Below are 13,598 nucleotides of genomic sequence, written 5' to 3'. Positions count from 1 at the left end.
GCGGCCTTTCCTTCACTGCATGGAACCCACCGCTTACTTGGTGATATCCACGTCCTTTGTCTCGCGCAGGAACAGGCCGCCGATCACCACCGACATCAGCGCGATGATGATCGGGTACCACAGGCCGTAGTACAGGTTGCCGGTACCGGCCACCAGCGCGAACGAGATCGCCGGCAGGAAGCCACCGAACCAGCCGTTGCCGATGTGGTACGGCAGCGACATCGAGGTGTAGCGGATGCGGGTCGGGAACAGTTCGACCAGGTAGGCGGCGATCGGGCCGTAGACCATGGTCACGTACAGCACCAGCAGCCACAGCATGAAGATGGTCCCGGCGATGTTGATGCGGGCGCCATCGGCCTTGGCCGGGTAGCCGGCAGAGGTCAGGGCGGCCTTCAGTTCCGCACCGAACGCATCGGCCTTGGCCTTGGCTTCTTCCTTGGTCAGGCCGGCGGCCTCATACGAGGTGACGCTGGCACTGCCCACGTTCACCATCGCCAGCGAACCGGCGGCGGCGGGCTGCACGTCGTACGGCACACCGGCCTTGGTCAGCGCGGCGGTGGCCACGTCGCAGGAGCTGGTGAACTTGCGCAGGCCCACCGGATCGAACTGGAACGAGCAGGTGGCCGGGTCGGCGACGACCAGGGCCGGCGAGCTGCTGCGGGCTTCTTCGATGGCCGGGTTGGCGAAGTGGGTCAGGCCCTTGAAGATCGGGATGTAGGTGACAGCGGCCAGCAGGCAGCCGGCCAGGATGATCTTCTTGCGGCCGATACGGTCGGACAGCCAGCCGAAGAAGATGAAGAACGGTACGCCCAACGCCAGCGCGGCCGCGATCAGCAGGTAGGAGGTGGTGGCATCGACCTTCAGCATGCTGCTGAGGAAGAACAGCGCGTAGAACTGGCCGCCATACCAGACCACCGCCTGGCCCGCCGCCGCACCGAGCAGGACCAGCAGCATCAGCTTCAGGTTGCCGCCCTTCAGGCTGTCACGGAACGGGGTCTTGGAACCCTTGCCCTCGGACTTCATCTGCTGGAACAGCGGCGACTCGCTCAGCTGCAGGCGGATCCACACTGAGACACCCAGCAGCAGGATCGAGACCAGGAACGGAATGCGCCAGCCCCAGGCTTCGAAGGCTTCATTGCCCAGGAAGTAACGGCAGGCCAGGATGATCAGCAGCGACATGAACAGGCCGAGCGTGGCCGTGCACTGGATGAAGCTGGTGTACAGGCCACGTTTGTCGTCCGGCGCGTGCTCGGCCACGTAGGTGGCGGCACCGCCGTACTCGCCGCCCATCGCCAGGCCCTGGGCCAGGCGCAGGATGATCAGGATCACCGGCGCGGCGAAACCGATCGAAGCGTAGTTGGGCAGCACGCCGACCAGGAAGGTCGAGATGCCCATGATCAGGATGGTGACCAGGAAGGTGTACTTGCGGCCGATGCGGTCGCCGAGGCTGCCGAAGAAGGCCGCGCCGAACGGACGCACGAAGAAGCCGGCGGCAAACGCCAGCAGGGCGAAGATCATGCCTGTGGTTTCATTGACGCCACTGAAGAACTGCTTGGCGATGATGGCCGCGAGCGAGCCGTACAGGAAGAAGTCGTACCACTCGAACACCGTGCCGAGGCTCGAGGCGAAGATGACCTTCTTGTGACCCTTGGTCAGGGTGCCCGCTTTGTGTGCGGTACTGGGTGTGCTGGACATGGGGCGTTTTCCCTCGGTAGATGCCGACCTTGGTCGGCACTCAATTCGGTAGGTACCGGCCGCTGGCCGGCACGCAATCTCTCTAGGTGCCGACCTTGGTCGGCACTCCTTTAGAAGCTGTACTTCGTGGTGAACTGCAATCGGGTGATGTCACCCTTGTTGCCGTTCTCCACTTCGCGACGGCCGTACATCAGCTCCGCACCGATATCGACCTTGGGCAGCGGCGAATAGAAGATGTTGCCGCGGATGCTCTGCACGCTCTTGGTTACCAGCGGGCCGAGGATGCTGTCGTTGTCGTAGTCGCTGCGCGCGTAGATCAGGTTGGTGCGCAACTTCGGCGAGAACGCATGCCGCCAGCCCACGTAGCCGGCAAGCACGCCGGTCGGGTTGAGTTCGTCGCGGGCCACGTCATAGGCACTGTCGGCGGTGATGCCCAGGCCGATGTAGCGGGCGATGCCTTCGCCGCCGGTCAGCTGGTAGTGCAGCGAATCGCTGTCACCCATCACCCATTTGCCGCCCAGGGTCAGGCCACCGGCCACCTTGTCGGCCTTGGCGCCGGTGGCCTGGTTGTCGACCTTCAGCTGGCGGACGATGCCGCCGACACCGAAGGTGCCCCAATCACCCTTCCAGCCATAGCGCAGGGTCAGATCGGGCAGGCTGCCACGGTCGGAGTTGGCGCTGGCGTTGGTCCATGCCCCGGTGACCGGGTTGCGGGTACCGGTGAGGGTGGTGGTTTCCGGGTTTTCCAGCGCGACGCTGAAGCCACCCTGGGTGTAACGCACCTGGGCCTGGCGCACGAAGATCACGCCATCGGTGGGGCCGACGAAGTCGACCGCCTCGGGCAGTGCGGCCGCGTCCATGAAGTTGGACCAGGTCTGGCCGGCCATCCAGTTGTTCCAGTACATGTAGGCGTGGCGCAGGGTCACGCCGTAGGTATTGGTGGCGGTCTGGTTGCCCAGCGAGTTGCCGAAGAAGTCCATCTCGAAGAACGCACCGGCCTTGTTGCCCGATTCGCTCACGTTGTCGATGCCCAGGTTGAAGCGCGAGAACTTGGCGTGGGCATTGAAGTCGGTGCCCGAACGCTTGCCGCTGCCGCCGGCGCCTTCCACCGGGGTCTGGCCCGGCAGGTACAGTGAGCGGCCGGTGGCGTCGTCGGCCAGCTGGCCGTCGCTGGTCTGGGTGGCCAGGAAATCGGCCTTGATGAAGCCACCGATCTTGACCGTGGTGCCCGGCGCCGCGCCCGGGGTGATGGTGGTGACCTGGATCGGCTGCTTGCCGGCCGGCACCTGTGCGACCGGCTTCTGCCCGGCCTGCACCGTGCGGACTTCGGTCACAGCCTGCTGGGTCTGGCTGATCTGGGTCTGTTGTTGTTGCTGCGAAGACAGCAGCAGCTGGACCTGGCGTTCCAGTTCGGCAACGCGTGCTTCCAGCGCCTTCTCTTTGGCGGTCTCTGCGAACGCCATGCCCGGTGCGACCAGGGCGACCAACAGGCAGGCCGCCAAAGGTGTGCGCACGGCTTTCAACGTACGGTGGCTCATGTTGCCCTCTCTCCCAAGTGGCAAGGTGATGCCGCGCGTGGGGCACGGTCGAGCCGAGACTGCGGGGCGAATATGTATAGCGGCTATTCGCCATTGGTCGAACCCGGCCCTGCTGGGCGCTCACTTTCGACCATGGTCTAACCAAGGTGGTGACGCGGCCGGGGGTGGATGGGGCAAACTGAGGGGGATCGGTCGCTGCGATGCTGCGACCGCACATACAAAGTCAACGTGCAAGTGAGGGTGCCATGGCTGATATCTACCCCGTCGATCCGCAGTTCGCCGCCAAGGCACGCATCGACAGGACGTCCTACCAACAGCAGTACCAGGCTTCGGTGAACGACCCGGACGGTTTCTGGGGCAGGGCCGCCGCACGACTGGACTGGATGCGCAAGCCGACGAAGATCAAGAACGTCAGCTACGACCTGTCCGATTTCCACATCAAGTGGTTCGAGGATGGCGAACTCAACGCCAGCGTGAACTGCCTGGATCGCCAGTTGGAAACGCGCGCCGACAAGACCGCCCTGCTGTTCGAACCGGACAGCCCGGATGCGCCGGCCCAGCACGTGACCTATCGCGAGCTGTACGAGCGCACCTGCCGCCTCGGCAACGCGCTGCGCAACCTCGGCGTCAAGAAGGGCGACCGGGTCACCATCTACCTGCCGATGATCGTCGACGCCGCGGTGGCCATGCTGGCCTGCGCGCGCATCGGTGCGATCCATTCGGTGGTGTTCGGTGGCTTTGCGCCGAACTCGATCGCCGACCGTGTCAGCGACTGCCAGAGCAAGCTGATCATCACCGCCGACGAAGGCCTGCGCGGCGGCCGCAGGATTCCGCTGAAGGCCAACGTTGATGCCGCGCTGAAGCTGCCGGGCACCAATACGGTTGAAACCGTGCTGGTGGTGCGCCACACCGGCGGCGCGGTGGACATGCAGGCCCCGCGCGACCGCTGGTTCCACGATGTGGTGGACAGCCAGCCGTCCACCTGCGAACCGGAACGCATGAACGCCGAAGACCCGCTGTTCATCCTCTACACCTCCGGTTCCACCGGCAAGCCCAAGGGCGTGCTGCACACCACCGGCGGCTACCTGCTGTACGCGGCCTACACCCATGAAGCGGTGTTCGACCTGCGCGAGGACGACATCTACTGGTGCACCGCCGATGTCGGCTGGGTCACCGGCCACAGCTACATCGTGTACGGGCCGCTGGCCAACGGCGCGACCTCGCTGATGTTCGAAGGCGTGCCGAACTACCCGGACACCTCGCGCTTCTGGAACGTCATCGACAAGCACAAGGTGAGCATCTTCTACACCGCCCCGACCGCCATCCGTGCGCTGATGCGCGAGGGCGAGGAGCCGGTGAAGAAGACCTCGCGCGCGTCGCTGCGCCTGCTCGGCAGCGTCGGCGAACCGATCAACCCGGAAGCGTGGCGCTGGTACTACGAGGTGGTCGGCGACAGCCGCTGCCCGATCGTCGATACCTGGTGGCAGACCGAGACCGGCGGCATCCTGATCTCGCCGCTGGCCGGTGCGATGGATCTGAAGCCGGGTTCGGCCACCCTGCCCTTCTTCGGCGTGCAGCCGGCGCTGGTCAATGCTGATGGCGAGATCCAGGACGGCCCGACCGAGGGCAACCTGATCATCCGTGATTCCTGGCCGGGCCAGATGCGCACGGTGTATGGCGACCACCAGCGCTTCATCGATACCTATTTCCGCACCTATCCGGGCAGCTACTTCACCGGCGACGGTTGCCGCCGCGACGAAGACGGCTATTACTGGATCACCGGCCGCGTCGACGACGTGATCAACGTGTCCGGCCACCGCATCGGCACCGCTGAGGTGGAAAGCGCGCTGGTTTCGCACCCGAAGGTGGCCGAGGCGGCCGTGGTCGGCTTCCCGCACGACGTGAAGGGCCAGGGCATCTACGCCTACGTCACCCTGGTGGCCGAAGAGGCACCGAGCGATGAACTGCAGAAGGAACTGGTCGCCTGGGTGCGCAAGGAGATCGGCCCGATCGCCACGCCGGACCACCTGCAGTGGGCGCCGGGCCTGCCGAAGACCCGCTCGGGCAAGATCATGCGCCGCATCCTGCGCAAGATCGCCGAGAACGCGCCGGACCAGCTCGGCGACACCTCGACCCTGGCCGACCCGTCGGTGGTGGCCTCGCTGGTGGACGAGCGCAAGGTGCGCTGACGTGCGACCCGGGGCCGGATCCCGGGGTCGGACCCCGTTCCGCCAGGAACGGGCTCTGACCGCCGCAGGATCTGGCCCCATGCAGTTTCCCCCCACGGTTCCCCCCGACCATGACCACCCTCCTGATTGCCGATGACCACCCGCTGTTCCGCGAAGCCCTGCGTGGGGCCGTGCAGCGGGTCATCCCCGGCGTGCAGCTGTTCGAGGCCGACAGCGTGGAAGCGCTGTATGCACTGGCCGACCAGCACAACGACGCCGACCTGGTCCTGATGGACCTCAACATGCCCGGCGCGCAGGGTTTCAACGCGCTGGTGCACATGCGCTCGCTGCATCCGCACCTGCCGGTGGTGGTGGTGTCCGCGCGCGAAGAAGCCACGGTGATGCGCCGCGCGCTCGATCATGGCGCGCTGGGCTTCATTCCGAAGTCTGCGGATTCGGACACCATCGGCCATGCACTGGGCACCATCCTCGATGGCGAGACCTGGGCACCGCCGGAAGCGCACAACGTGCCGCCTACCGGCAGCGAAGAACGCGAAGTGGGCCAGCGCCTGCGCGAACTGACCCCACAGCAGTTCCGCGTGCTGCAGATGCTGGGCGCCGGGCGCTTGAACAAGCAGATCGCCTACGACCTCAACGTCTCCGAAGCGACGATCAAGGCCCACGTCACCGCCATCCTGCGCAAGCTGGGCGTGACCAACCGCACCCAGGCCGTGCTGATGGCCGGTAAGCTGGCGATCGACGACGACGCCATCGTGCTGCCGCCGGAAGAAGACTGAGACCTCCGCTGTAGAGCCGAGCCCATGCTCGGCTGCTGTTCGCCTGAAGCCCGCGCTACGCGCGTGAGCCGAGCGCAGGCTCGGCTCTACAGGACCCCACAGCACCTGCCTTTGTAGAGCCGAGCCCGCGCTCGGCTGCTCCTTGCCTCTACCCATCACCCCCAAAGGGGCCATCGACTCCACACATAGGGGTATTCCCCGATGCGCGTGGCCAGCCCAGCACGCACGGGATTGGCCGCGATGTACATCGCCTGCGTGCGCAGGCACTCATCGCTGCGCAGCGCATGATCGTAGTATCCCGGCTGCCAGATCGGCGCGTTGGCATCAGCGCGCCTGCCAATGGAACGCCCGCTCCGTGACTTGAGGATCTGCATGCAGCCGGCAAGCGTGCCGGTACGGAGTTCGAACAGCCAATGTAGATGATCCGGCATCACCACCCAGGCGAGGGAGGAGGTCCGCCCCGTTCGCTCTACGGTGCGCAGCGCTTCGATCAGTAGATCGACGTTGGCCTTGTCGTCGAACCAAGGACGACGTGCGCGTGTCACAGCCGTGATCGCGTAGACATTGCCGGTCTGCGACCAGCGACCAAGGCGGAGTGCGGGACTGGCCATGCGAAGAGGCTATGGCACGCATGACAGCCCTTCCATCAGTTCAACACCGCAATGCTTGTCAGCCAATACCCTGAGGTAGAGCCGAGCCCATGCTCGGCTGCCGCTCGAAGCAGCCGAGCATGGGCTCGGCTCTACAGGGGCAGGTGTTACCCCACGCCGTGCAGGTGTTCGTACAGGATCGTCGCGCCGATGATCACCAGGATCACGCCACCGATGATCTCGGCGCGCTTGCCGACCATGCTGCCCAGCGCGCGGCCAAGCATGATGCCGACAGTGACCATGGTCAGCGTGCACAGGCCGATCACCGCGGCCATTACGCCGATATGCACATCCATGAAGGCCAGGCCGATGCCCACCGCCATCGCGTCGATGCTGGTCGCAAAACCGGTCAGCGCCAGCTTCCAGAAGCCATGGTGCTGCGAAGGGTCTTCGTCGTCCTCGGCACTGTCCGCGCGCAGGCCGTTGTAGATCATGTGGATGCCCAGCGCACCGAGCAGGCCGAACGCGATCCAGTGGTCGAAGGCTTCCACGTACTGCAGGGCGGCACGGCCGAGCAGCCAACCGATGATGGGCGTGATCGCCTCGATGACGCCGAAGATGATGCCGGCACGCAGTGCGTCGCGGAACACCGGCTTGCGCATGGCCGCCCCCTTGCCGATTGCAGCGGCGAAAGCATCGGTGGACATGGCAAAGCCGATCAGGAGGATCGAAATGGGAGACATGGACAGCGGCTGAGGTCGGGCAAGGACGGACGCACGGCTCGCGCTCGCGCCCAACCTGACGTTGCGCGCGCGGGCCGCTGGTCTCGCCAACCATCATGGTTGTCCACGCCACGGCGCACTGGCCGAGTATGTTGACGTGGACGATTCCTGCGAAGGAATCCGGCTACTCCCCAAGGGGACGCGAAGCTTAGCATCGCGATCCGCGCATGGCGCATTTCCATCGAAACGCGCAGGCAGGGCTGGTTTGTATAGCGATGGCTATATCGGCGCCGTGCAGCGCGCGGAAGCCGAGCATGGGCTCGGCTCTACAGTTGCCAATCAGGCATCGCTGTTGCCTGCATCGCGCAGCGCGCCGAGGAAGGCGCGCAGCGAGGCTGGCTTGATCGGCTTGGTCAGCACGCGGTAGCCACGGTCGCGTGCCATCCGCTTCAACTCGTCACGCCCATCGGCGGTCAGCAGCGCACCCGGCAGCGGGTAACCGGCCGCCTCGCGCAGCGCCACCAGCGCATCCAGGCCATCCATGCGATCGTGCAGGTGGTAGTCCACCAGCATCACCTGCGGCCGCTCGGCGATCTTCTCCAGGGCCTGGTCAACGGTGGCAGCAGTGATCACCTGCACCTGCCAACGGCCGAGCAGCGCGCGCATGCCGTCGAGGATCTCCTCGTCGTTGTCCACGCACAGCACCCGCAGGCCCGCCAGCGAATCGCTGCGCACCGGTGTGGCCACGGCCTGGGTCGCCTTGGCAGGCTCGGTGTAGCCGGGCAAGGGCGCAACCCGTGGCAGGATGATCGAGAACATCGAGCCGCTGCCAACCCGGCTGCGTGCATTGAGGCGATGGTCGAGCAGGCGCGAGATGCGCTGGCAAATCGACAGGCCCAGGCCCAACCCCTGCTCGCCCCAGTCGAACGGCTGCTGGTAACGGTGGAACTCGTCGAAGATCTGCCGCATGTGGTGTTCGGGAATGCCGGGGCCGGTATCCCACACCTGCAGTTCCACCTCGTCGCCGCGCTGGCGCACGGCCAGCACGATGCGGCCCTGGCGGGTATAGCGCAGTGCATTGGCCAGGAAGTTCTGCAGTACGCGGCGCAGCAGGCGGCGATCGCTGCGCACCCAGGCCGGGCGCGCGAACAGGTCCAGGCGCAGTCCGCGACCCGCGGCAACCGGCGTGTACTGCGCGGCCAGTTCACGCATCAGCGCGCTCACATCGAACTCGCCGATCACCGGGTGCAGGCCACCGGCATCCAGCCGCGAAACGTCCAGCAGGCCATCAAGCAGTTCTTCGGCCGCGCGCAGCGATGCATCCACGCGCTCGGCCAGGTGCTTCTGCTCGTCGCTCACGTGATCGCTGTCGCGCAGCGCCGAAGCAAACAGGCGCGCCGCATTCAATGGCTGCAGCACGTCGTGGCTGATCGCGGCCAGGAAGCGCGTCTTCGACTGCTGCGCGACCTCGGCCTCATGCGAGCGTTCGGCCACGCGCTGTTCCAGCGTCTCGTTGGCTTCCAGCAGGGCTTTTTCCGCGTGCTTGTAGTCGGTGATGTCGTTGTAGCTGGTCACGTAACCGCCGCCGGGCAGCGCCTGGCCGCGCATCTCGATCACCTTGCCGTCGCTGCGGGTGCGCTCGAACACGTGCGGCGAACCGGCGCGCATGTAACCGATGCGACGGTTGATCTGCACTTCGATATCGCCCTCGCCCAGCTCGCCGCGCTCGGCGTTGTAGCGGATCAGGTCGGCCACCGGGCGGCCCACGTAGAGCATGCCGTCGGGGTAGCCGAACATGTCCTGGTAACGGCGGTTCCAAGCGGTCAGGCGCATGTCAGGATCGACCACGCTGACCCCGGCGCTGATGTTCTCCAGCGTGGTCGACAGGATCTCGCGGTTGAAGCGCAGTTCCTGCCCGGCTTCGTCCAGCACCGCCACCACTTCGCCCAGGTCCATGCCCGAACCCCGCAGCAGGCTGGTCAGCAGCAGGCGTGCGGAAGCCGCGCCGATCGAGGCGGCCAGCAGGCGCTCTGTGAACTGCACCCACGGCCGGTCGGCGGGCGCGGAGGATTGCAGCTCGCGACCCAGCGACTGCGCCTGCTCGAAGAACGAACGCCGCGCATGGCGTTCGCCGACCACGCGCGAGGCCAGCGCCAGCAGGTCGCCCACATGTACGTGGCCGGGCCAGCCACCGGCCACCGACGGGCGCTCGGCATAGGGATCGAGGAACGGCGCGGCACGCAGGCGTTCGTCCACGCCGGGCCGCCAGCGCGCAGACACCAGCATCATCGTCGCCGCGTTGACCAGCAGCGACCAGAACGTGCCATGGGTCAGCGGATCCCAGCCGGTCATGCCGAACAGCTGCTGCGGGCGCAGCCACTCGATGCCGAACGGCCCGTGCTGCACCCAGCCGGCGTCCACCCAGCCGGCCATGGTCATCGCCGGCAGCAACAGGGTGTACAGCCAGGTGGCAAAGCCCAGCAGCATGCCTACCTCGACGCCGCGACGACTGGCACCGCGCCAGTACAGGCCGCCGATCAGGCCGGGCGCGAACTGCGCTACCGCCGCGAACGCCATCAGGCCATACGAGGCCAGCGTGCTGTCGTTGCTGCTGGTGCGGTAGTAGCTGTAGGCCATCAGCGCCAGCAGCAGGATCGCCAGGCGGCGGATCCACAGCACGCGCGAGGCGACGTCGGCCGCCTCCTGGTGGTCGCCGCTCCGGCGCAGCAGCACCGGCATCACCAGATCGTTGCTGACCATGGTCGCCAGCGCGATGGACGACACGATGACCATGCCGGTGGCCGCCGAGAAGCCGCCCACATAGGCAATCAGCGCCAGCGCATTGCGGCCTTCGGCCAGCGGCAGGGCCAGCACCATCGAATCGTCAGCGACGCTGCCGCCGGTGCCGAACAGGGTCACGCCCGCGGTGGCGATCGGCAACACCATGGCCGAGATCAGCACCAGGTAACCACCGAACATCCAGCGCGCGCGGCGCACGTCGCGCACATCACCGCATTCGACCACGGCCACGTGGAACTGGCGCGGCAGGCAGATGATGGCGAGGAAACTGAGCAGCGTCTGCGAGATGAAGCCCACCGGCGGCAGGCCGGTGAACAGCGTATGCACCGACTGGACCACCGCATCGGTGCGGTTGCTCAGCCACAGGTAGGCGAACACGCCCACGGCCAGCATCGCCAGCAGCTTGATCACCGATTCGAAGGCAATGGCCAGCATCATGCCGTGGTGGTGCTCGGTGGCATCGACCTGGCGAGTACCGAACAGGGTGGCAAACAGCGCCATCAGCAGCGCCACGTACAGCGCCGGATCGGTGAAGAAGCCTGTCGGGCCGGTGTTGCCGGTCAGCACCTGCAGGCTCATCGCCACTGCCTTGTACTGCAGCGCCAGGTACGGAATGATGCCGATCAGCGCGATGATCGCCACCAGCGCCGCCAGCCGCCGCGAGCGGCCGAAGCGCGAGGAGATGAAGTCGGCGATTGAGACCACGTTCTGGCTGCGCGCGATGAGCGCCAGGCGCTCGATGATGCGCCAGCCAAACAGCAGCAGCAGCAACGGGCCGATGTAGATCGGCAGGTAGCCCACGCCGTTGCGCACGGCGGTACCGACCGCGCCGTAGAAGGTCCACGACGAACAGTACACGGCCAGTGCCAGGCTGTAGACCACCGGCCGCAGCCACGGCCGGTCGGGGTACATCGGCCGGCGGTCGCCCCACCACGCCACGCCGAACAGCAGCGCGGCATAGGCAACCGAGACCAGCAGCAGGATCCAGCTGGAGACCACGCGTGCGTTTCCGTCGGAAGAACCCGCAGTGTAGGCCAGGCGTGGCCGGCGGTGCGGGCTCGTTGGGGGCAACCACCCCCACCAAGGTGGGGGCCTACGCGGTGCGGGCCACGACCGTGGGTCGTGGCCGGCTTCTTACTGGGCCGGCACGCCCATTTCCTTCAGCAGTTCCGGCGCCGGGTAGACCTTGGCCAGCAGCCAGCGCAGGTAGCGCATGTCCACGTGCACGGCACGCTTGTAGCGCGGGTCGAACCACCAGCTGGCGCTGACCGACTCCCAGTTGCTGTCGAAGTTCAGGCCGATCAGTTCGCCCTTGGCGTTGAGCACCGGCGAACCCGAGTTGCCGCCGGTGGTGTCCAGGTTGGTCAGGAAGTTGACCGTCTGGGTCTTCAGCGCCGGGTCGGCGGTGCTGCCGAAGTCACCCTTGGCGATGGCTGCCAGCAGCGGCTTGGGCGCATCGAACGGGTAGGCGTTGGTGTTCTTCTCGACGATGCCGGCCACGGTGGTCACCGGCGAGTAGGTCACGCCATCGCGCGGGTGCAGTGCCTCGACCTTGCCATAGCTGATGCGCAGGGTGCGGTTGGCATCCGGGTACACCGCGCGGCCCTGCTTGGCGCGCCAGGCGAACAGCGCCTGCATGTAGGCCGGGCGCAGGCGCAGCTGCTCGCCTTCGCGGGTCTTGCTCTCGTTCTCGATGCGCAGCTGCGCGGCCACCAGCGGGCCGGCCACGGCGATCAGCGGGTCGGCGGCCAGTGCCTTGCCTTCGCGCGCGGCGGCGAAACGGGACAGGCGCTGCGACTCGTCGCCCAGCTGGGTGCCGGCGTACAGGGTGTCCAGCGCCTTGGCCAGCTGGACCGGGGTGCGGCCGAAGGCGGCGTCGAACTCGGCCACGCGCTGCGCGTCCGGCAGCTGCTGGTAACGGCTCAGCAGGGTGGTCAGCAGGGCCTTCTCGACCTCCGGCGCGTAGCGGCGCTGCACCTGCTTGAGCACGCCTTCGATCATCGCCTGGTCGCGCTGCTGGTAGCCGCTCTCGCGCTGTGCGTCCGGCTTGGCCGATTCGATGCGCAGGCGCTCCAGCAGCAGGGCCGAGCGCAGCAACTGGGTCTGCGCGGCCATCTGCTCCAGCAGCAGGTCACGCTCGCCCACCGCCGCGCCCTGCGACAGGTTGGCCAGCAACGCCTTGATGTCGCCCTGGTATTTGCGTTCGGTGGCGGCCAGCATCGCCGTCTCGTCGGCGGCACGCTGCGCCTTGGCATCGCTGCGCAGCAGGCCCTCCAGCTCACCGGCGGCGCGCTTGCGGTTGTTCTTCAGCGACTGCAGCTGCGAGGCGTAGCGGGTGCGCGCCTGCGCATCCTTGGCGCTGGCGGCCTCGATGGTGTCGATCATCTGCTGGAACACCGACACCCGGCGCGGCAGCACGCTATCGATCTGGCCGGCGAATTCGGCCGCGGTGCGGTGGCGGTAGGTGATGCCCGGGTAACCGGCCAGCATCGCGTAGTCGCCTTCCTTCGGGCCTTCCACCGACATCTGCAGGTGCGCCGGCGCCTGGTAGGGCACGTTGTCCTTGCTGTAGGCGGCCGGCTTGCCGTCCTTGCCGACGTAGGCGCGCAGCAGGGTGAAGTCGCCGGTGTGGCGCGGCCACATGAAGTTGTCGATCTCATCGCCGTAGTTGCCGATCGCACGCGGCGGCGCATACACCAGGCGCACGTCGCTCAGTTCCAGCTGGGCGATACGGTAGAAATCGGTGCCGTAGTACATGTTGGCCACCGAGCAGCGCACGCTGCCGTCCTTCTCGCACTCGGCCACGATCTGCTTGCTGGCCGCATCCACCGCATCGAAGTAGGCACGGCCGGTCTTGCCACGCGCCTGTGCCAGCACCTGGTCGGTCACCTTGTCGAAGCCGACGGTGACCAGCACACGGAAATCCGGGTTGGCCGGGCGTTCGTCGGCGCGGCCATTGGCGATGAAGCCGTTGTCGATCAGGTTGTGCTCGGGCGAGCTGTTGTACTGGATCACGCCCATCGCCACGTGGTGGTTGGTCAGCAGCAGGCCGTCGGCGGACACAAAGGAGCCGGTGCCGCCACCGGCACGCACCACCGCGCTCAGCGGCGGCGCGGTGACGTTGGCCAGGTCGGCCGGATTGCCCTTGAAGCCCGCCGCCTGCAGCGGCTTGGCCAGCTGCGGCAGCTGGGTCGGCATCCACATGCCTTCATCGGCGTGGGCGCCGGCGGCGAGGGTCAGGCCCAGGGCCAGGGCGGCAGGAAGGGTTTTACGGGCAGACATCGGCGTT

General features: G+C 66.7%; 8 protein-coding genes and 1 riboswitch. Of the genes, 2 read left to right on the top strand and 6 right to left on the bottom strand.

What is annotated here, in order from left to right:
• Positions 1-33 precede the first annotated feature (33 nt).
• Positions 34-1,695, bottom strand: coding sequence for an MFS transporter (locus ARC23_RS14155; RefSeq protein WP_057497790.1), 1,662 nt, complete (start codon positions 1,693-1,695; stop codon positions 34-36).
• Between the two features lie 110 nt (positions 1,696-1,805).
• On the bottom strand, positions 1,806-3,233 hold the full coding sequence (locus ARC23_RS14150; RefSeq protein ID WP_057497789.1) for a DcaP family trimeric outer membrane transporter: 1,428 nt from the start codon (positions 3,231-3,233) through the stop codon (positions 1,806-1,808).
• Between the two features lie 245 nt (positions 3,234-3,478).
• Here ARC23_RS14150 and acs point away from each other — a divergent pair, with 245 nt between their 5' ends.
• Positions 3,479-5,422, top strand: coding sequence for an acetate--CoA ligase (gene acs / locus ARC23_RS14145; protein ID WP_057497788.1), 1,944 nt, complete (start codon positions 3,479-3,481; stop codon positions 5,420-5,422).
• Positions 5,423-5,532: 110 nt separating this feature from the next.
• Positions 5,533-6,198, top strand: coding sequence for a response regulator transcription factor (locus tag ARC23_RS14140; protein WP_006477308.1), 666 nt, complete (start codon positions 5,533-5,535; stop codon positions 6,196-6,198).
• 155 nt (positions 6,199-6,353) lie between these two features.
• Here the strand turns inward: ARC23_RS14140 and ARC23_RS14135 are convergent, their stop codons facing one another.
• From ARC23_RS14135 to ARC23_RS14120, 4 genes are all read right to left on the bottom strand, one after another.
• Positions 6,354-6,809 (bottom strand): REP-associated tyrosine transposase, encoded by a 456-nt coding sequence (locus tag ARC23_RS14135; RefSeq protein ID WP_057497787.1) that lies wholly within the window; start codon positions 6,807-6,809, stop codon positions 6,354-6,356.
• Positions 6,810-6,955: 146 nt separating this feature from the next.
• The gene (locus ARC23_RS14130; protein ID WP_057497786.1) at positions 6,956-7,531 is read right to left on the bottom strand and encodes a manganese efflux pump MntP; all 576 of its coding nucleotides are present in this window, start codon (positions 7,529-7,531) and stop codon (positions 6,956-6,958) included.
• Positions 7,532-7,619: 88 nt separating this feature from the next.
• Positions 7,620-7,709: riboswitch (yybP-ykoY riboswitch) on the bottom strand.
• Positions 7,710-7,849: 140 nt separating this feature from the next.
• A complete protein-coding gene (locus ARC23_RS14125; RefSeq protein ID WP_057497785.1) occupies positions 7,850-11,308 on the bottom strand; it encodes a hybrid sensor histidine kinase/response regulator in 3,459 nt (1,152 codons plus the stop codon).
• 135 nt (positions 11,309-11,443) lie between these two features.
• Entirely contained in the window at positions 11,444-13,591 is a 2,148-nt protein-coding gene (locus tag ARC23_RS14120; protein ID WP_057497784.1) for a S46 family peptidase, read from the bottom strand.
• Positions 13,592-13,598: the final 7 nt, after the last annotated feature.

The sequence above is a fragment of the Stenotrophomonas beteli genome (genome assembly GCF_001431665.1).
GTDB lineage: Bacteria > Pseudomonadota > Gammaproteobacteria > Xanthomonadales > Xanthomonadaceae > Stenotrophomonas > Stenotrophomonas beteli.
This window is presented reverse-complemented; position numbering and strand designations above follow the sequence as displayed.